The sequence below is a fragment of the Chromohalobacter beijerinckii genome (assembly GCF_023061185.1).
Taxonomy (GTDB): domain Bacteria; phylum Pseudomonadota; class Gammaproteobacteria; order Pseudomonadales; family Halomonadaceae; genus Chromohalobacter; species Chromohalobacter beijerinckii.
In genome coordinates, this window is the sequence record NZ_JAKGAK010000003.1 from 26906 (window position 1) to 45523 (window position 18618).

At 63.1% G+C, this 18618-nt stretch carries 18 protein-coding genes; 8 read left to right on the plus strand and 10 right to left on the minus strand.

Going from position 1 to position 18618, the window contains the following annotated elements; all coding sequences use genetic code 11:
• Window positions 1–35: 35 nt before the first annotated feature.
• From trkA to def, 6 genes are all read right to left on the minus strand, one after another.
• Complete coding sequence (gene trkA, locus L1075_RS03620) at window positions 36–1409, minus strand: Trk system potassium transporter TrkA (RefSeq protein WP_040242963.1); 1374 nt, start codon at window positions 1407–1409, stop codon at window positions 36–38.
• A gap of 100 nt (window positions 1410–1509) precedes the next feature.
• Complete coding sequence (locus L1075_RS03625) at window positions 1510–1716, minus strand: dodecin (RefSeq protein ID WP_040242962.1); 207 nt, start codon at window positions 1714–1716, stop codon at window positions 1510–1512.
• Window positions 1717–1752: 36 nt separating this feature from the next.
• Entirely contained in the window at window positions 1753–2400 is a 648-nt protein-coding gene (pncA, locus tag L1075_RS03630; RefSeq protein WP_246895098.1) for a bifunctional nicotinamidase/pyrazinamidase, read from the minus strand.
• An 80-nt stretch (window positions 2401–2480) separates the two neighbouring features.
• Window positions 2481–3797, minus strand: coding sequence for a 16S rRNA (cytosine(967)-C(5))-methyltransferase RsmB (gene rsmB, locus L1075_RS03635; RefSeq protein ID WP_246939994.1), 1317 nt, complete (start codon window positions 3795–3797; stop codon window positions 2481–2483).
• Window positions 3794–4768: a methionyl-tRNA formyltransferase gene (gene fmt / locus L1075_RS03640; protein WP_246939997.1), complete on the minus strand. Its 975-nt coding sequence runs from the start codon at window positions 4766–4768 to the stop codon at window positions 3794–3796. The genes rsmB and fmt overlap by 4 nt, the downstream gene beginning before the upstream one ends.
• Window positions 4769–4869: 101 nt before the next feature.
• Window positions 4870–5382: a peptide deformylase gene (gene def / locus L1075_RS03645; RefSeq protein WP_246919409.1), complete on the minus strand. Its 513-nt coding sequence runs from the start codon at window positions 5380–5382 to the stop codon at window positions 4870–4872.
• A gap of 249 nt (window positions 5383–5631) precedes the next feature.
• On the opposite strand from def, the gene L1075_RS03650 reads away from it, so the two are divergent.
• Together L1075_RS03650 and dprA are read left to right on the plus strand one after the other, a co-directional pair.
• Entirely contained in the window at window positions 5632–6543 is a 912-nt protein-coding gene (locus tag L1075_RS03650; protein ID WP_246940000.1) for a peptidoglycan-binding protein, read from the plus strand.
• Window positions 6544–6554: 11 nt separating this feature from the next.
• On the plus strand, window positions 6555–7694 hold the full coding sequence (gene dprA, locus L1075_RS03655; protein WP_246940004.1) for a DNA-processing protein DprA: 1140 nt from the start codon (window positions 6555–6557) through the stop codon (window positions 7692–7694).
• Between the two features lie 31 nt (window positions 7695–7725).
• Here dprA and L1075_RS03660 read toward each other — a convergent pair whose 3' ends face one another.
• Window positions 7726–8913: an MFS transporter gene (locus L1075_RS03660; protein WP_246940006.1), complete on the minus strand. Its 1188-nt coding sequence runs from the start codon at window positions 8911–8913 to the stop codon at window positions 7726–7728.
• Between the two features lie 69 nt (window positions 8914–8982).
• Window positions 8983–9966, minus strand: coding sequence for an aldo/keto reductase (locus tag L1075_RS03665; RefSeq protein WP_246940009.1), 984 nt, complete (start codon window positions 9964–9966; stop codon window positions 8983–8985).
• 11 nt (window positions 9967–9977) lie between these two features.
• Between L1075_RS03665 and L1075_RS03670 the strand changes: the two genes are divergently transcribed.
• The 4 genes from L1075_RS03670 to aroE all read left to right on the plus strand — a co-directional run bounded on the left by L1075_RS03670 (window position 9978) and on the right by aroE (window position 13445).
• Window positions 9978–10955 (plus strand): LysR family transcriptional regulator, encoded by a 978-nt coding sequence (locus L1075_RS03670; RefSeq protein ID WP_343310840.1) that lies wholly within the window; start codon window positions 9978–9980, stop codon window positions 10953–10955.
• 103 nt (window positions 10956–11058) lie between these two features.
• Window positions 11059–11616, plus strand: coding sequence for an L-threonylcarbamoyladenylate synthase type 1 TsaC (tsaC, locus tag L1075_RS03675; protein WP_246940012.1), 558 nt, complete (start codon window positions 11059–11061; stop codon window positions 11614–11616).
• Between the two features lie 81 nt (window positions 11617–11697).
• On the plus strand, window positions 11698–12618 hold the full coding sequence (gene hemF / locus L1075_RS03680; protein ID WP_246940015.1) for an oxygen-dependent coproporphyrinogen oxidase: 921 nt from the start codon (window positions 11698–11700) through the stop codon (window positions 12616–12618).
• Window positions 12615–13445 (plus strand): shikimate dehydrogenase, encoded by an 831-nt coding sequence (gene aroE, locus L1075_RS03685; RefSeq protein WP_246940018.1) that lies wholly within the window; start codon window positions 12615–12617, stop codon window positions 13443–13445. The genes hemF and aroE overlap by 4 nt, the downstream gene beginning before the upstream one ends.
• 112 nt (window positions 13446–13557) lie before the next feature.
• On the opposite strand, the gene L1075_RS03690 is transcribed toward aroE, so the two are convergent.
• On the minus strand, window positions 13558–14373 hold the full coding sequence (locus L1075_RS03690; protein WP_246940021.1) for a M48 family metallopeptidase: 816 nt from the start codon (window positions 14371–14373) through the stop codon (window positions 13558–13560).
• Window positions 14374–14495: 122 nt separating this feature from the next.
• Between L1075_RS03690 and L1075_RS03695 the strand changes: the two genes are divergently transcribed.
• Entirely contained in the window at window positions 14496–15365 is an 870-nt protein-coding gene (locus tag L1075_RS03695) for an ATP-binding protein (RefSeq protein WP_246940024.1), read from the plus strand.
• A 44-nt stretch (window positions 15366–15409) separates the two neighbouring features.
• Window positions 15410–17026, plus strand: coding sequence for a diguanylate cyclase (locus L1075_RS03700; RefSeq protein ID WP_246940027.1), 1617 nt, complete (start codon window positions 15410–15412; stop codon window positions 17024–17026).
• A gap of 6 nt (window positions 17027–17032) precedes the next feature.
• Here L1075_RS03700 and der read toward each other — a convergent pair whose 3' ends face one another.
• A complete protein-coding gene (gene der / locus L1075_RS03705; RefSeq protein ID WP_040242950.1) occupies window positions 17033–18436 on the minus strand; it encodes a ribosome biogenesis GTPase Der in 1404 nt (467 codons plus the stop codon).
• Between the last annotated feature and the right edge of the window lie 182 nt (window positions 18437–18618).

Consider the following 18618-nt stretch of genomic DNA (forward strand, 5'->3'; position numbering starts at 1 on the left):
TGCCGAAACGGAAGTCGTAGGTAACCGATTACTCATCAGAAGAACGTCAGCCCGACCTGGAAAAGACGTTCGACGTCGCGGATACGGCGCTTGTCGATGACGAAGAGAATCACGTGGTCGCCGCTTTCCACCACGACATCGTCGTGGGCGATGAGGACCTCCTTGCCGCGCACGATGGCGCCGATGGTGGTGCCACTAGGCAAGTCGATCTCGTCGATGGTGCGCCCCACGACCTTGGATGAACGCGAGTCGCCGTGAGCGATGGCCTCGATGGCCTCGGCGGCCCCACGCCGCAGCGAGTGCACGTTGACGATATCGCCGCGTCGCACATGGGTGAGCAGGCCGCCGATGGTGGCCTGTTGCGGCGAGATGGCGATATCGATCTCGCCGCCCTGGACGAGATCCACGTAGGCGGCGTTGTTGATCAGCGTCAGCACCTTCTTGGCGCCCAGGCGCTTGGCCAGCATCGACGACATGATGTTGACCTCGTCATCGTTGGTCAGCGCGCAGAAGATATCGCAGTCCTCGATGTTCTCTTCCAGCAACAAGCGCTTGCTGGTCGCGCTGCCATGGAGCACCACGGTGCGGTCGAGACGTTCCGAGAGCACCGTGCAGCGCTCCAGCTCATGCTCGATGATCTTGACCTGGTGGCTGTGCTCGAGCGTCTCGGCAAGGCGTTCGCCGATGTTGCCGCCGCCAGCGATGATCACCCGGCGGAAGTCACGGTCCACCTTGCGCAACTCGCTCATCACCGCGCGGATATCCTTGCGCGCAGCGATGAAGAACACCTCGTCGTCGGCTTCGATGACGGTGTCGCCGTGAGGAATGAGTGCGCGATTGCGGCGGTAGATCGCCGCCACGCGGGTATCCACATTGGGCATGTGACGGCGCAGGAAGCCCAGTTCCTGACCCACCAGCGGCCCGCCGTAGTAGGCTTTGACCGCCACCAACTGGGCCAGGCTGCCGGCGAAGTCGAGCACCTGCAGGGCGCCGGGATATTCGATCAAGCGGCGAATATGGTCGGTGACTACCTGCTCGGGGCTGATCAGCACATCGACGGGAATCGCATCGTGGGAAAACAGCCCCTTGCGCGTCAGATAGGCGGTGGCGCGGACACGGGCGATCTTGGTCGGCGTGCGAAACAGCGTATGCGCGACCTGGCAGGCGATCATGTTGACTTCGTCGGAGTTGGTCACCGCGATCAGCATGTCGGCGTCCTCGCCCCCGGCCTGGCGTAGCACCATGGGGTAGGATGCCGTGCCGACGACCGTGCGGATATCCAGACGGTTGTGCAGCTCGCGCAGACGCTTGGTATCGATATCGACGACGGTGATGTCGTTTTCTTCGCTGGCCAGGTGTTCGGCCAGTGTGCCGCCGACTTGGCCGGCGCCGAGGATGATGATCTTCATGCGAGGGAATCCGCGCTCAATGACTGGCGCGTAGCATAAACCAGGCGGCGCCCCCAATGACAGGGGCGCCACGGCGGCGTGCCATGGCGCCCGGTAGCATTCAATCGAGGGCTAGGCCGACCTTGAGCGTGACCTGCCAGTGGCCCACGCGTCCATCCTCGAGATGGCCGCGAGTGTCGGTGATCTCGAACCAGCGCATGCCGTGCAGCGTCTCGCGGGCCTTTTCCAAGGCATTGTTCACGGCTTGCTCGATACCGTGCGGCGAAGAGCCGGTCAGCTCGATGTGCTTGTAGACGTGATCGCTCATGGCGTTCTCCTTGCGCTTCAAGTGCGATGGGTTGGCTCAAGCGCCGATGATCTCGACGCCGAGCCGAGTGAGACGCTGCCGCGTAGCGGCGTCCGTGTCGTGGGTGACCGGGCGTGTCAGCGGCCACAGAAAGCGTGTCTTGAAACCCGCGGCGACGGCATCCTCGGCGCTCCACAGCACGCATACGTCACGTGCCAAGCCGCAGAGATAGACGCTATCGACGCCGCGTTCGCGTAGCCAGCCGGCCAACCCCGTGGTGGGACGTGTGCCATCGGGCCCCAAGTTGTTGCGAAAGGCGCTGTAGGAATCGATGCGGGGGTCGCATCCCTTGCGCACGATGAGGTCCACCGGTGCCCAGTCGAGCTCGGGATGCAGCCGGGCGCCGGACGTGTTCTGCACGCAGTGATCGGGCCATAGGGTCTGCGGCTCGCCGTAGAGGTCGAGGGTGTCGAAGGGTTGATAGCCCGCATGCTCGCTGGCGAAGGAGACGTGTCGGGCGGGATGCCAGTCCTGGGTCGCCACGACGTGTGCGAAGCGTCGCTCGCTGAGCAACTGGCTCAACCCCGGCAGGATGGCATCGCCATCGGCGCAGGCCAGCGCCCCGCCAGGCATGAAGTCACCTTGCACGTCGATGACGAGCAAGGCACAACGCGTATCGATGATCTCGAGGGCATCCTGCAACACGAGGGCTCCACACGTGGGTGAGATACCCTCAGTATCGAAGTCTCCGGCGCCTCTGGCAAGGGACGCCGACGGTTGTCGGGTTATGCGGACTGCTTGCGCAGACGCGCGTAGAAGAAGCCATCGTGACCTTCGATGCGCGGCAGGAGCTGGCGTCCGGCGCCGGCGGGGCGGCCCCAGTCGACGTCGAGTTCGTCGGTGCTGGCGTCCGGGGTGCGGGCAAGGAAGGTCGCGATCTGATCCACATTCTCTTCGGGCATCACCGAGCAGGTGGCATATAGCAACGTGCCGCCAGGGGCGAGGGTGGTCCACAGCGTGTCGAGCAGGCGGGCCTGCAGCGCAGCGAGCTCGCGGATATCGTTGGGACGACGCAGGCGCTTGATATCCGGGTGGCGGCGAATGACACCGGTGCCCGAGCAGGGCGCGTCGAGCAGCACGGCATCGAAGGCTTGGCCATCCCACCAGTCGAGGCGGCTGGCGTCGGCGGCCAATGTGGTGGCTTCGAGCCCGAGGCGCGTCAGGGTAGCGTCGACGCGGCCGAGCCGCTCGGCGTCGCTGTCCAGGGCGGTGAGTTCGAGATCGAAGGCTTCGAGCAGGTGCGCGGTCTTGCCGCCGGGGGCGCTGCATGCATCCAGCACGCGAGCGCCGGGCGTCGTGGCCAGGGCCGGTTCGAGTAATAGTGTGGTCAGCTGGGCGGCCTCGTCCTGCACGCTCACCGCGCCTTCACTGAAGCCGGGTAGGGCGCGCACGTCGCAGGCTTCGTGCAAGGTCACGCTATCCGGCGCGTACGGCGTAGGGTCGGCAGCCAGGCCGGCGTCCCGCAAGCGGGCCAAGTACGTTTCGCGATCTACGTGGCGACGATTGACGCGCAGCGTCATGGGGCCGGGCTGATTGTTGGCCTCGGCCAATTCGCGCCAGTCGTCGGGCCAGGCCTCGCGCCAACGCGTGAGCATCCACTCGGGATGCAGCAGCGCGATGCTTGGGTCGCGGTCGACTTGCGCTTGAAGCGCCTGAGTATCGCGCTGAAAACGGCGCAGGCAGCCATTGAGCACGCGCGTGGCCCAGCCCTTGCCCAGGGCGCGGGCGGCCCCGGCGGTTTCGCCGACGGCGGCGTGCGCGGGCACGCGCATGTACAAGAGCTGATAGAGGCCGAGCAGCAGTAGCGCCTGGACATCCTGATCGCGGCGCTTGAAGGACTGGCGCAGCAGAATCTTGGACAGCGCCTCGAGGCGCGGCAGCGTGCGGCATACACCGAAGCACAGCGCCTTGGCCAGGCCGCGATCGCGGCCCTCGACGCCCGCGGATTCCAAGGCGCTATCGAGGGCGTTCAGCGACCCCTTGCCGTCGAGCACGGGGGCCAGGGCGGAGGCGCAGACGGCGCGAATGTCCGGTGTACTCATGAGGTGGTCTCCTGACCCAGTAGCTGTCCCGGAGCAAAGCGCTCGCCACGGGCATTGAGCAGATCGCGCACCGCGAGCGGCTTGCCGCCGGGAAGCTGGGCACGGGTGATGCGTAGCACTTGGGTGCCATCGGGGCCGCAGGCGATACGCAGGGCGTCCGGGGCGCTCTCCAGCAGTGTGCCGGGGGCTGCGGCGGTATCGGACTCAGTGTCGAGCTCGGCTAGCCACAGGCGTAGCGGCTCGCCTGCGAGGCGCGTCCAGGTCACCGGCCAGGGGTTGAAGGCACGCACGCGGGCGGCGAGTTCGGCGGCAGGGCGCGTGAAATCGAGCTCGGCCTCGGCCTTGCTGAGCTTGGTGGCGTAGGTGACACCCTCCGCCGGCTGTGGCGTCGCGGCCAGGCCCGTGTCCGACAGGGCGTCGAGCGCCTCGACGATGGACTTTCCACCCAATGCGGCAAGACGGTCGTGCAGTTCGCCGCTGGTAGTCGTTGCGGTGATCGGCGTGTCGCGTACCAGCAGCATGTCGCCGGTATCGAGGCCGGCGTCCATCTGCATGATGGTCACTCCGCTACGCGTGTCGCCGGCTTCGATGGCACGCTGAATGGGTGCCGCGCCGCGCCAACGGGGCAACAGCGAGGCATGCACGTTGAGGCAGCCCAGGCGTGGGATATCCAGCACCGCTTGCGGGAGGATCAATCCATAGGCGACCACGACCAGTACGTCGGCGTTGCAGTCGGCGAGTGTCTGCCGAGCGGAGGCGTCCTTGAGCGTGGTGGGCTGATGAACGGGCAGCGCGTGTTCGAGCGCCAGCGCCTTGACCGGGCTGGGCGTGAGCTTGCGCCCGCGTCCCGCGCCACGGTCGGGCTGGGTATGCACCGAGACCACTTCGTGACGGCTTTCGAGCAGTGCCGCGAGGCTGGCGGCGGCGAAATCGGGCGTGCCGGCGAATGCGACGCGCAGGGATTGGGACATCGGGCGGACTTCCGTAACGGCTTGCGGGACCTGGATGAATGCCACGGGCCGGCAAATGCCGGCCCGTTTGGCGAGTGCGAGGCGAGGATGGCGTAGTAGCCTCAGGCGTCCTGCATGGCCTTGTGGCGTTTCTGCATCTTTTTCATGATTCGGTCGCGCTTGAGCGGCGAGAGATAGTCGACGAACAGCGTGCCTTCGAGGTGATCGCACTCATGTTGGATGCAGTGGGCGAGCAGACCATCGGCCTCCAGCTCGTAAGGCGTGCCATCGCGATCCAGCGCCTTGAGCGATACCCGCAACGCACGCGGCACCTCGGCGTAATGGTCGGGGATCGACAGGCAGCCCTCCTGCATAGGCTCGCGTTCCTCACCCAGCGGAGTGTATTCGGGATTGATCAGTACGCGGGGCTGTGAGCGATCGTCGCTGACATCCATGACGATGACACGGCGGTGCACATCGACCTGGGTCGCGGCCAGGCCGATGCCCTGGGCGTCGTACATGGTGTCGAGCATGTCGTCGACCAGCGTACGGATCTCGTCGTCGACGGTCTCGACAGGCGCTGCCTTGTTGCGCAGGCGTCCGTCGGGAAATTCGAGAATGGTCAGCTTGGCCATGGCGTTAAGAAAACCGTTATGCTGTCACGTGAAATTTGTCCGCTAGTGTAATGCGCCACCGGCAGGAACGGAACCGAAAGGGCGCCGATGCCGCCGATAGCGAACGGCTAGGCGGTGCGTCGCCAGCAGCGGTGAAGCAGGGCGACGGAACATGTGAAAAGTATAGCAGTGCGTCCTGACGCATGCCGAGGGTCGAGAGCCTCGGGCAGTGGCAGGTTGACGTGCGAGCACTCAGAAGAAGAGACGATCATGTGGGCAGGATATGGCGGGAGCGCTGCCGGGTGGTGGCGCAGCGGTATGCGAGTGGGACTCGGGTTGGCACTGGTCGCTATTGTCGGCTCGGTCTATGCCGCCGAGGAGCGAGGTGAACCGCGTGAGGTCGTGCATCTGTCCCCACGTGTGCGTGAACTGCCGCCGAGCGAGGCGGTCCCCACCATCGAGCGCCAGACGGTGGCGCCCTTCCTGAACGAATATCGCCTCATCGACTCGCGGGCCACGCTGGACGATACGCCCTACGTCGTCGCGGGCGAGGAGGGGCATCAACTGATCGGCAGTGGCGATCGGTTTTATGTCCGTGCAGGCGAGGACGCCGCGCGCTCGCGTGACGTGCGGCGTGTCATCTATCGCCCCGGTACGATCTATCATGATCCGGACAGCGACGCGCTGCTGGGCATTGAACTGCGGGCAGTGGGCGAGGCCCGCTGGGTGAAGCGCGAAGGCGACCTGGATGTCTTCGAGGTGCGCAAGGCGCGTCAGGAAATACGCCCCGGCGATCGCCTGCTGCCGTATCGTGAAGAGCCTCTTTCTCTGACATTTTCCCCTCATGTGCCAGACCATGCCGTCGATGGCGAGATTCTGGGCGTGCCCGAAGGCGTGAGCTATGTCGGCCGGCACACCATCGTGGCGCTCGATCTGGGGCGCAGGAATGACGTGACGCCGGGGACTGTGCTGGCCTTGGATGCCTCGTCGGTGCAGGTGAGTGATCCACTCGAAGGTGGCACCTTGCATTTGGCGGGCGAGCCCGGCGGCATGGCGATGGTGTTCGAGAGCTTCGAGCGGGTCAGCTACGCGCTAGTCATGAAGGCTTCGCGGCCGCTGGAAGTGGGCGATGGCGTGAGCACGCCCGAGCGGAGTGTATTGACGTCATTCGAAGCTCGGTGAGGAAGTTGTACATGATGACTGCAAGAGAGTGGTGTGCCCTGGCGCATCTCCCCAAACTCGGCGCACGGCGTCTGGCGGTCATTCGCCGTGAACTGGCCGCGCAAGGCTTGGCCGATGACTGGCCCGAGGCTTGGCTGGCGGCAATGCCTGCCGGGCCGCGTGACACGTTGCGGCACTGGCTCGATCATCCCGCGAAGAGCCCTTTGGAAGCACCGGTCGCGGCGGCCCTGGAATGGGAGGCGAGCCAGCCATCGCATCATCTCTTGTATCCCGGTCATCCGGCCTGGCCCGCCTTGCTCGATGAAATCGTCGATCCGCCGGCGCTGTTATGGGCCAAGGGCGACCTGGGTGCTCTCGAATTGCCGGGTCTGGCCATGGTCGGTACGCGGCGCCCGACCCGCGAAGGCAGCGACAACGCGGCCTTCTTCGCCCGCGAACTCGTCGAGGCGGGCTTCTCCATCGTCAGCGGCATGGCGCTGGGTGTCGATGGCGTAGCCCAACGCACGGCGTTGGATGCCGGCGGTCGCAGCGTCGCGGTACTCGGCTGCGGCGTGGACGTGATCTACCCGCCCCGTCATGCCGGCCTGTATCGTCGTCTACTCGACGAAGGTGGCTTGCTGCTCTCCGAGCATCCCGCCGAGACGCGGGCGCATGCGCGCTATTTCCCACGCCGCAATCGCATCATTACCGGGCTTTCGCTGGGCGTGCTGGTCGTCGAGGCGGCCGAGAAGAGCGGCTCGTTGGTCAGTGCGCGGCTGGCGATGGAGCAGAACCGCGAGGTTTTCGCGATTCCCGGCTCGCTGCACAACGTGCAGGCGCGTGGCAACCTGGGACTGATCCGCGACGGTGCTTCTCTGGTGTGCGGGCGCGACGATATTCTCGAGCAACTCGGCCATTGGCAGGCGCTGAACGCGGCGCGGCCCGAGGCCGACACGTCAACGCTTCCGGTGCATGCAGAGGCGCCGGCGCCCTCCGATGTATCCCAGGATCCATTACTCGCCCTGTTGGACACGGCCCCTACGCCGCTGGACGTGCTCGTCGAGCGCAGCGAGCTGGATGTCGGCGGATGCCAGATGCGCCTGCTGGAACTGGAGCTCGCTGGCCAGGCCGCGCAGGTGAGCGGGGGGTGGGTGCGCCGTGCCACGCGCTAGGCCTTTCGAAGCAGAAAAAAGCGTGACCAGCCTATTCTGTAGCATCGGAAGTTGTCGCTGGAGCAGCTAGCAACACGATGGCGAGTGTTCCCATTGCTATTGCCGTAGCCGCGATCAAAAAGAGCTTTGAGAGGCCGGCCAGCGTAGAGATAGAGGCTCCCAATATCGCCCCAAGCCCGATCGATCCATTGAAAATCGCTGCGTAGATTGCCGAGGCCGGCAGTGCGTCGGCACCCGCTTCCTTGAGAATCCAAGTCTGGAAGCCCACCAAAATAGCGGCAATTGCACCACCCCAGACAATCAAGACGAGTGTCGTGCTTATCAGTCCCAGATCACCTGCCACCGTGGACAATACCCACAACGCCATCGACGCCATGCAGAGCGAGATCAGTAGAACAGTTTTGAGCCTACGATCAATCAGGCCACCGGTCACGACGTTGGCGGCAAGCCCAGCTCCACCAAACGCAAAAAGCAGCGGGGCGATTGCCGATGGGGCTATGCCACTTTGCGCACCAAGGTATGGCTCAATATAGGTAAAGGCCATGAAATGGGCGGTGATCGTCAGGATTATGGCGGCAAAGATGCGAATGAATCGGTAGCCTGATAGAACGCGGCCGAGTGCGGTGATACCGACACCTTCGTGGCCTGGTAGCTTGGGCAAGGTGATAAAGCATACCGTGGCGACGGCGAAGGAAAGGGCGGCGACGCCGGCAAAGGCAGTACGCCAGCCCTCGTTAGTACCGACCAGGTTGGCCAGTGGTACACCCAGCACGCTGGCAGCCGAGACGCCGCCGAATATGATCGATGTGGCCAGACCAACGCGGTGGGGCGGTACGAGCTGTGCACCGACAGTACCGATCATTGCCCAGAAGGCACCGTGAGAGAGTGCGCCGATTACTCGCGCGCCCATCAGCGCGGGAAAGGTGTCAGCCCACGCAGCAAGCGCGCTGGACAGCGCCAGAATCAACATCAGAGCAACCAGAAGCGGTCGTCTTGGCAAACGAGAAAGTACGACAGCGGTAAATAGCGCCGCAGCCACAGCGATCCAGGCATAAAGGGTCACGATTAGCCCAGCCTGGGAGGTGGATGTTCCGAGATCGGCCCCGATGACAGAGAGCAACCCTATCGGTGCAAGCTCGGTAGTAACGATGGTAAAACTGCCGACGCCAAGCGCCGCCACGGCGACCCAGTTGTGCCAGGTCCTGGTTTGGGTAGACATGTCAGAGTCTATCCTCCTTGGCTATCGGATCAGTGGGCTGAAAAGTGGATGTAGTCGCTGTGGTGGTATTCATGCGTTTACCCCCTTCATGCCCTCTGAGGTGTAGCGTTCGCCCATTACTGGTAGGCGTGCGGTTGCCGTTTCGAGCTGCTGTTGTTCTTGTGCACTAAGCGTGATCTGCGCTGCCGTGGCATTCTCCTCGATATAGCGCAGTTGCTTTGTGCCAGGTATCGGCACGATGTCGGGCCCTTTTGACAAGAGCCAGGCCAAGGAGAGCTGGGCCGGGCTACATGCCTTATGGCGGGCCATGTCAGCGATCACTTCCGCGATCCGGCGGTTGGTGCCAATCGCTTCTTTTGTGAAACGCGGCAGGTTGGGGCGGAAGTCACCCTCGCTGAAGTCTGCCGTATCCTGAAACCGTCCAGTCAGGAACCCGCGTCCCAGTGGTGAATAGGGCACGAAGCCGATGCCTAGCTCGCGACAGGTGGGTAACACGTCTCGCTCTACGTCGCGTGTCCAGAGAGAATACTCAGTTTGCACTGCAGTAATCGGGTGCACCGCATGGGCTCGGCGCAGCGTTTCTGCGCTGACCTCGCAGAGGCCAATGCGGGCGATTTTTCCAGCTTTGACCAACTGAGCGAGCCCATCGATCGTCTCTTCGATCGGCTGCTCTGGATTGATCCGATGGACGTAGTAGAGGTCGATTTGCTCCACGCCGAGTCGACGTAGCGAGGCCTCGCAGGCCTTGCGCGCATAGCTAGCACTGTTGTCCAGGCTGCGTTTGTATTCGCCAGGGTTACGAACGATGCCGAATTTGGTTGCGACTCGAACCTGTGGCTTGTGGAGAGCTAGAAAGCTGCCAATCAGCTCCTCGTTATGATGTGACCCGTACATATCCGCCGTGTCGAAAAAGTCGATACCAAGCTCGACGGCCCGCGCAAGCACATGCAGTGACTCACTGTCATCGCGAGGGCCGTAAAACTCGCTCATTCCCATGCAACCCAGTCCGATGGCGGAAATGGATAGGTCGTTACCAAGCGTTCGCTTTTCCATGATGCGTCTCCTTGAGTGCCGGAGTTGCAGCGTGGCACTATCCATATATGGAAAAAATGAGCGATATAGGTAAAGAGATTTCCGTTTTTGAAAAGCAGATGCCGAGAGGTTGGATCTGGGATGACACTCGTGCTTTTCTTGCCGTCGCTCGCCACGGCACGCTGAGCGGCGCTGCATCAGAACTCAATCTTGGTATCGCGACGCTTTCGAGACGAATCGAGCGTCTCGAAAAGGCTCTAAAACTGCCGCTCTTCGTACGCCAACAATCGGGGTATCAACTTACCGAGGAAGGGGCCGGTTTGGTCGAGAAGGCTGAGGTGCTGGAAGCTGCCGCGGCTGCGTTTACTTCGGGGATATCCAAGCATGCGCAGATGACTGGAAAAGTACGGCTTGCCACGGCAGAGAATTTGGCGAATGAGCTCATTCTTCCAGCATTGCCGATGTTTCGCAGACAGTACCCTGGTATTACGATTGAACTCGTAACCGATATAGCCACCGTCAATCTGCATCGTCGCGACGCTGATCTTGCCTTACGGATGGTCAAGCCGGAGCGTGGCAACGTCACGTTACGCCGCCTTGGCACCTTGGGATACGGGCTATATCGTAGTTCAAACTATGCGGCACAGTGCGAGACCAACCCCGATGCTGGTGCCTATGACTTGGATGAATTCATTACCTGGAGCGAGATGCAGTCGCACTTGCCTGCTGCGCAATGGGTTGAAAGGATCCTGCAGGGGCGCGAACCCGTGCTGACGACCACCTCGGTCGCGGCTCAGGTAGCGGCAGCCAAGGCAGGACTCGGACTTGCAGTTTTACCTCATTTCGTTGCCCTAAATGCTGGGCTGATCTGCGTAGCTTCAGACATAGGTGTCGATCAGCCAATCTACCTGGTAGTTCAGTCTGATCTGACACAGTCACGCCGAACTCGTGCAGTGGCTGACTTTCTTGTCGATCTGGTGAGCCGCAATAGTACTCGCCTAAGCGGCTGAAAAATGGCTCTAAACCGCCTGCGACAGCTTGGCACGGCGTCTTCCCCCACGTGCATGATAAGATGGCTATACCTTGTATCGCCGTGAAGCGACATCCTGCGCTATGTCAGAGACCTCCGACACTTTCAGTCACGCCGTCGCGGCATTGCGCCGTGGCGGCATCGTGGCCTATCCCACCGAAGCGGTGTGGGGGCTGGGCTGCGATCCCGATGACGATGCCGCGCTGGCGCGGCTGATCGAACTCAAGCAACGCGATCCTGCCAAGGGTCTGATTCTGATCGCCGGGGACGTGTCTCAATTGGCTCCTTGGCTGGAAGGGCTCGATGAGACGCAGCGCGCGCGCCTGGCGGCCAGCCACACGGTGCCCACCACCTGGCTGATACCCGACAACGGGCGGGCACGCCCGTTGTTGCGCGGCGAGCACGCCACCCTGGCGGTGCGTGTCAGCGACCATCCTCTGGTACAGACATTGTGCGATGCCTTCGGCGGGCCGCTGGTCTCGACCTCGGCCAATCGCGCCGGAGAGCCGCCCGCGATGAGCGCCGACGATATACGCGCGGCCTTCGGTGAGGCGGTGACGCTCGTCGAGGGGGCGCTGGGCGGATATGCGCGGCCGAGCACGATCCGTGATCTGGAAAGCGGCGAGGTCCTGCGCGATTGAGGCGTGCCGGTGTATGCACGCTCTTGCGCCATGGCCGCGCGCTACATGAGTCAAACCAACCGACAACCCGAGGAGCGTGACGTGGCACATCCCCATCTCGACAAGGTGAAGGAGTATCTACTCGACTTGCAGGAACGTCTCTGTGAAGGCTTGGCTGCCGAGGATGGCGCGGCCTTTCGCGAAGACAGCTGGACACGCGAGTCGGGCGGTGGCGGTCGCTCGCGGGTGATCGAGAACGGTCACGTGTTCGAGAAGGGTGGGGTCAATTTCTCGCATGTCTTCGGTGAACGTCTGCCGGCTTCGGCCTCGGCCGCGCGGCCCAAATTGGCTGGGCGCAGCTTTCATGCCGTGGGTGTGTCTTGGGTGCTGCATCCGCATAATCCGCACGTGCCCACCGCGCATGGCAACGTGCGCTTCTTCATCGCCGAAAAGGACGATGCCGATCCCGTCTGGTGGTTCGGCGGCGGTTTCGACCTGACGCCGTTTTATCCGGTGTTCGAGGACGTGGTCCACTGGCACCGCGTGGCCCGCGACACTTGCCAGCCGTTCGGCGATGATGTCTACCCGCGCTTCAAGCAGTGGTGCGACGATTATTTTAAGCTCCATCATCGCGGCGAAACGCGCGGCGTCGGCGGGTTGTTCTTCGATGATCTCAACGAATGGGACTTCGAGCACTGCTTCGCGTTCCAGCAGGCGGTGGGCGATGCTTTCCTCGACGCTTATCTACCCATCGTGCGGGGGCGGCGCGAGATGCCCTACGGCGAGCGTGAACGCGACTTTCAGGCGTTCCGGCGCGGCCGTTACGTCGAGTTCAATCTGGTCTGGGATCGCGGCACCCTGTTCGGACTGCAAAGCGGTGGGCGCACCGAGTCGATCCTGATGTCGATGCCGCCGCTGGCGCAATGGCAATATTGTTGGGAGCCCGAGCCGGGAAGCGATGAGGCGCGCCTGGGCGATGAATTTCTGCACCCACGCGAATGGCTCGAGGAGGCCGAGGTATGAGCGAGCGTTACTGTGTCTTCGGCAACCCCATCGCGCATTCGCGCTCACCGCGCATTCATGCGCTGTTCGCCGAGCAGTGTGGCCAGGCCATGACCTACGAGGCCATCGAGGCGCCGCGCGAGGACTTCGCTGGCGCCTGGCAGGCCTTCGTGGCGGCTGGCGGATGTGGCGCCAATGTCACCGTGCCGTTCAAGGAAGAGGCGTATCGCGTGGCGGACGTGCTCAGCCAGCGCGCGCGTAGAGCGGGAGCCGTCAATACGCTGGTACATGGCCGCGACGGGCGCACCTATGCCGATACCACCGATGGCGTGGGGCTGGTGCGTGATCTCGAGGCGCACGGCGTGATGCTCGACGATGCGCGCGTTCTCGTGCTCGGTGCGGGCGGCGCCGTGCGCGGCGTGATCGATCCGTTGCTGGCGGCGGGGCCACGCGCATTGCATATTGCCAACCGTACGGCCGAGAAGGCCGTCAGCCTGGCCGCTGACTTTCACTCGCAAGAACGTGGGCAGCAACAGGCGTGCGTGAAGGGTAGTGGCTATGATGCCTTGGAAGGTGCTTATGATGTCGTCATCAATGGCACCAGCGCCTCATTGAGCGGCGAGTTGCCACCCTTACCGGATACGCTATTGGCTGCTGATGGCGTGGCCTACGATATGATGTATGCCGCAGATCCGACCGTCTTCCTGCAATGGGCGAGTGCACGTGGCGTGCGCACGATCGATGGTTTGGGCATGTTGGTCGAGCAGGCCGCTGAGTCGTTTTTCCTGTGGCGGCACGTGCGCCCTGACACTGAGCCAGTACGCAATATGCTACGCCGCGAGCTTTGACGTTCCGCAGGCACCTGAGGTCAGGCTCTGGTGTGGGAGCGAATTCATTCGCGATGGAAGTGGCTGACATCATCGGGAACAAGTTCTCTCCCACTGGCTTTTCAGGGAACGATCAGCGTTGACAGTTGGGGCGCTTGCCGCTGGCCCGGGCCTGCTCATAGAGCGGCGTGGCTTCGTCCAGGCGATCTTGCAAGCCTTGAATGCGTGACTGATTGCTGGGGTGGGTAGAGAGCCATTCCGGAGGTGCGCCCTGGCTTTGCGAGGCCATGTTTTGCCATAGATCGATGCTAGCGCTGGGATTGAAGCCGGCCTCGGCCATCAAGTCCAGGCCGACCTTGTCGGCTTCCGACTCCTGTTTGCGCGAGAAGGGTAGGATCACACCGTACTGGGCGCCCGCGCCGAGGAGACCCATGAGCTGCTCGCCGGCGGCACCTTCCAGCCCTGCGGCCGATTGCAGGATCGAGAGCCCGGTCTGGGTGGCGGCTTGCGTCGAGACGCGTTCATTGGCGTGGTTTGCGAGAACGTGGCCTACCTCGTGACCGATGACGGCGGCCAGTTGGTCCTGGTCCTCGGCGATATCCAGCAGGCCGCTATTGACCCCGATGTAGCCCCCGGGGAGTGCGAAGGCGTTGGCCGAGTCGTCATCGAAGACCTTGACCTCCCAATCATCGACCTGCGTATCGGCGGGCACCTCGGCGGTGATGGCATCGGCTACGCACTGCACGTAGTCGTGCGCGGCGCCACCGACCTCGGGCAGTTCTTCCTGATATTGGGCGAAGCTTTGCTGCCCCATCTGCTCGAGCTCATCGTTGGAAAACAGCGCCAGCTGGTTTCGACCCAGGGGCGAAGTGCTGCAAGCGGCGAGCGTTAGGCCGACCATGGCGATGGCGAGCGGCGTGCGTAGGCGAGACGGCAACGTCCTTTGCATGAGGATCTCCTGATGGGTTCTGGACCCGGCAACCAAACGGCTCCAAGATACCCTGATGCTCCGTTGGGTCAACCAGCGAACTATAGCGGGATTCTAGAATGAACAACGACAGGAGGAGAAGGATGGACGCCGATCTAGCGCAACGTCTGCACAAGGTGCTGGACCGGGTCGAGGCATGGTTGCCGCCAGAACCCGAAGCTGTCGATTGGTCGCGCGATGTGGCGGCGATCTGGCAGCGTAACGCGCTGGGCGGCCAACTGATCCCGGTGGCGGCACGCGATAGTGTCGGCATGGACGACCTGGTTGGCATCGAGCGCCAGAAGACGGCGCTTTTGAGTAATACGCGCGCCTTCTTGCACGGGCGCCCGGCGAATCATGCGCTGCTCTGGGGCGCACGTGGCAGCGGCAAGTCGTCGATGGTCAGAGCCTTGCTCAACACGCTGGCACCGGAAGGGTTGCGCCTGATTCAGGTCGACCGACACGACCTGGTGGGTCTACCAGGGTTGGTGCAGCGACTGCGAGGCTCGACGCATCGCTTCATCGTATACTGCGACGATCTCTCCTTTGAAGGCCACGATGACGCCTATAAAGCGCTCAAGAGCGTGCTCGATGGCACCTTGACTGGGCCGCCCGAGAACGTTTTGTTGTATGCGACATCCAATCGGCGCCACTTGTTGCCCGAGTCGCTTGCCGACAATCAGGACACCCAACTGGTCGACGGCGAGCTCCATCATGGCGACGCAGTGGAAGAGCGCATCTCGCTCTCCGACCGGTTTGGGCTGTGGCTGGCCTTCCATCCTTTCAATCAGGATGCGTACCTGACGGCATGCCTGCATTGGGTACACTACCTGGGCGGGGATGACGCTTGGAGCGATGCAGCCCGCGAGGACGCGGTGCGCTTTGCCACCTTGCGTGGGGTGAGAAGCGGGCGCGCCGCCTGGCAGTTTGCCTGCCAGTGGGTAGGTGCGAGGCAAGAGGCGCAAGAGTCGTAGTATTCAGTGCTGCGAGGCGGACTTACGGTCAGGGAGAGGGCGGTATGCAAGAGAGCGAACGCAGTCGGCGCCTCGAAGCATTACGCGTGCAATACGTCGAGCGATTGCATAACGACGTGCAGGCGGCAATGGCGCAAGTCGAAGAGATGAGTACTCGCGATAATGCCGCATCGGCGGTGGAGTTGGAGGCAGTCTGCGAGGCCCTGCAACGTATCGCGGATTCCGCCGGCAGCTTCGGCTATGACGCCTTGAGCGAGACATGCGGGGAGGTGGCATGTCAGGTTCGCCAGTGGCTCGATGGGGGAGTGCTGCCCGCCCCTTATACACTGGCAGCGTTGCAATCGCGTCTGCAATACGGGGCGGAGCAACTGCCCAATCTCGACGATCTGCTTTCCGCACATGCCACGACGGCTCAGCGAGATACCGCGTCGGTACGTGTCGCCTTGCTCGGTGACGAACCTCTACGGCGACGCGCGCTGGGCGAGGCCTTGAGCGCGTTGGGATATGTGTGTCACGCGTATGTCATGCATGACGTCGACGCCCTGATGGCGTGGCAGCCTGACGCCGTGCTGATCGACGAGTGTAGCGTGCCGCGTTCGCGCTGGAGCGCTTGGTGGAGCGCCTGGCAGTCTCCTCCGCACCTTCTGGTGTTCGGCGACGAGGACGATTTTGCGGCACGACTCTCGGCGATTCGCCATGGCGCGGCGGGCTATTTCGTGCCACCGCTGGACGCCTCGTTGATCGACAGATGCCTGGAACGACTGGTGCCAGGCTCCACTCCGGAGCCGCTGCGCGTATTGATCGTCGAGGACGATGCCGAGTTGTCCGAACACTACCACCTCGTGCTGGACGGTGCGGGGATCGACTCATGGGTGGTCAATGTGCCGGCCGAGACCCTGGCCGCACTGCGCGATTATCGCCCCGATCTGGCCTTGGTGGACACGCGCTTGCCTACGTGCACAGGACGCGAAATGGCCAACGTGATGCGCCTCGACGACACCTGGCGGGACTTGCCCGTGGTTTATCTGGCGGCCGGCGATGACGTGCGTGATCAAGCCTTGACGCGCAGCGGTGACGCTTTTCTTGGCAAGCCGGTCGATGACGATGCCCTGGTGGCCACGGTGTTGTCACACGCCCACCGAGCGCGTAGCTCGCGGCGCTGGGTGGCGCGCGATGGCATGACTGGCGTGCTTACCCACGCCGCCTTGCAGGAGCTGTTGGAAGTCGAATTCGCCCGTGCCCAGCGTAGCGGTACCCCCACTAGCCTGGCGCTAATCGATATCGATCATGTCGGGGCGTTGAATGCCCATCACGGACATGCCAGTGGCGACTACGTGATCCGCCTCCTCGCGGAGCACTTGACGCAGCAACTGCGTTTCATCGACCACGTGGGACGTTACGCCGGTGGGGCGTTTTGTGTCTTGTTGCCGCACTGTAGCCCCGAGGACGCGCAACATGCGATCGAACGCATACGCCTGCAGTTCCAATCGCAGACGCAGATGATCAATGACCGTGGCGATCTCGGGGTGACGTTTTCCGCCGGGGTGGCGGGTCTGCATGATGCGCCCAGCGTCGAGGCGGGCCTCGACGCCATCGATCAAAGGCTCTACCGCGCCAAGCTGGCGGGGCGCAATCGAGTGCTCGGCAATGGCGACGAGTGACGCATCTCAGCGGCGATTCTTGCGCGCTTCGCGCGTGCGGTTCAGTTCGCGCTTCTTGGCCTTCTCACGGTCGCTGGCGCCGGCATTTTCGTCGTAGGGGTTGTCGCCCGAGCGGAACTCGAAGCGCATCGGCGTGCCGCGTACCTTGAGCACCTTGCGGAAGGTGTTGATCAGGTACCGCTTGTACGCCTCGGGCAGTGAGCCAGTCTGATTGCCGTGGACCACGATGATGGGCGGGTTGCTGCCACCCTGGTGGGCCATGCGCAACTTGATACGGCGACCGTGGACCAACGGTGGCTGATGTTCGCTCACCGCATCCTGCAAGAGTGTGGTCAGGCGGTTGGTCGACCAGTGACTGTTGGCCGAGTCGAAGGCGCGCGTGACGGATGGGTAGAGATCGCCCACTGCGGTGCCGTGCAGCGCGGAGATGAAGTGCATTTCGGCGTAATCGGCGAAGCCCAGGCGGCGCTTGACCTCCGTGCGCATCTTGTCTTTCGCCTCTTGCTCGAGACCATCCCATTTGTTGACCGCCAGCACCAGCGCCCGCCCGCTGCTCAGGACATAGTCGAGTAGGTGCAGGTCCTGATCGACCAGGCCGCTGCGCGCGTCGAGCACCATGACCGCCACATGACAGTCCTTGATGGCTTCGAGTGTCTTGATGATCGAGAACTTCTCGGCGGTTTCCTTGACGTTCTTGCGTCGCCGCACGCCGGCGGTGTCGACCAGCACATAGGGCTTTCCGCGTCGTTCGAAGGGGATCTCGATGGCATCGCGTGTGGTGCCGGCCTCATCGAAGACGATGACACGTTCTTCACCCAGCAGGCGGTTGACCAGCGTCGACTTGCCGACATTGGGGCGACCGATGACGCCGATGCGAATGCCGTTGCTGAGATCCGGCGGCGCGGCGTTGGCCTCACGCGGGGGAAAGGGCGCCAGTACCTCGTCGATCAAGGCGGTCACGTTGCGCCCATGCGCAGCGGCTATCGGGCGTGGATCGCCCAGGCCGAGCTGCCAGAAATCCGCCGAAGCCGAGTGTTCTTCGAGCCCATCGGTCTTGTTGACCACCAGCCAGGTCTTCTTCTGATTGACGCGTAGATGATTGGCGATGGCTTCATCGGCGGCGGTGAGACCGCTACGCCCGTCGACCATGAACAGCACGATATCGGCTTCGTCGATGGCCAGCAGCGACTGCTCGGCCATGGCGGCGTCGATGCCTTCTTCATTACCGCTGATGCCGCCGGTGTCGATGACGGTATAGGTTTTGTCGCCGAGCGCGCCGTTGCCGTACTTGCGGTCACGGGTCAGGCCGGCGAAGTCGGCGACCAGCGCGTCACGCGTGCGGGTCAGGCGATTGAAGAGGGTCGATTTGCCGACATTGGGTCGGCCTACCAGGGCGATGACAGGATTCATGGTGTCTCGTAAACCGGCGCACAAAAGCGTTGAGTGAGGCTGGACATGCGACGTGGTCGCTTCAAAGAGGACATGACGCAAGCGTCACGTTGTCGTGGCGTGATTCTAGCATTGCTGATCGGTGCGGGCCCACAAATGACGCGGGCACCTCATCGCGAGGTGCCCGTTCAGACGTTCAAGTG

What these genes read in the sequence shown, in the direction of transcription:
- trkA (WP_040242963.1), bottom strand. Translation starts at nt 1,409, where the DNA reads ATGAAGATCATCATCCTCGGCGCCGGCCAAGTCGGCGGCACACTGGCC.
- L1075_RS03625 (WP_040242962.1), bottom strand. Translation starts at nt 1,716, where the DNA reads ATGAGCGATCACGTCTACAAGCACATCGAGCTGACCGGCTCTTCGCCG.
- rsmB (WP_246939994.1), bottom strand. Translation starts at nt 3,797, where the DNA reads ATGAGTACACCGGACATTCGCGCCGTCTGCGCCTCCGCCCTGGCCCCC.
- fmt (WP_246939997.1), bottom strand. Translation starts at nt 4,768, where the DNA reads ATGTCCCAATCCCTGCGCGTCGCATTCGCCGGCACGCCCGATTTCGCC.
- def (WP_246919409.1), bottom strand. Translation starts at nt 5,382, where the DNA reads ATGGCCAAGCTGACCATTCTCGAATTTCCCGACGGACGCCTGCGCAAC.
- L1075_RS03650 (WP_246940000.1), top strand. Translation starts at nt 5,632, where the DNA reads ATGTGGGCAGGATATGGCGGGAGCGCTGCCGGGTGGTGGCGCAGCGGT.
- dprA (WP_246940004.1), top strand. Translation starts at nt 6,555, where the DNA reads ATGATGACTGCAAGAGAGTGGTGTGCCCTGGCGCATCTCCCCAAACTC.
- L1075_RS03660 (WP_246940006.1), bottom strand. Translation starts at nt 8,913, where the DNA reads ATGTCTACCCAAACCAGGACCTGGCACAACTGGGTCGCCGTGGCGGCG.
- L1075_RS03665 (WP_246940009.1), bottom strand. Translation starts at nt 9,966, where the DNA reads ATGGAAAAGCGAACGCTTGGTAACGACCTATCCATTTCCGCCATCGGA.
- tsaC (WP_246940012.1), top strand. Translation starts at nt 11,059, where the DNA reads ATGTCAGAGACCTCCGACACTTTCAGTCACGCCGTCGCGGCATTGCGC.
- aroE (WP_246940018.1), top strand. Translation starts at nt 12,615, where the DNA reads ATGAGCGAGCGTTACTGTGTCTTCGGCAACCCCATCGCGCATTCGCGC.
- L1075_RS03690 (WP_246940021.1), bottom strand. Translation starts at nt 14,373, where the DNA reads ATGCAAAGGACGTTGCCGTCTCGCCTACGCACGCCGCTCGCCATCGCC.
- L1075_RS03695 (WP_246940024.1), top strand. Translation starts at nt 14,496, where the DNA reads ATGGACGCCGATCTAGCGCAACGTCTGCACAAGGTGCTGGACCGGGTC.
- L1075_RS03700 (WP_246940027.1), top strand. Translation starts at nt 15,410, where the DNA reads ATGCAAGAGAGCGAACGCAGTCGGCGCCTCGAAGCATTACGCGTGCAA.
- der (WP_040242950.1), bottom strand. Translation starts at nt 18,436, where the DNA reads ATGAATCCTGTCATCGCCCTGGTAGGCCGACCCAATGTCGGCAAATCG.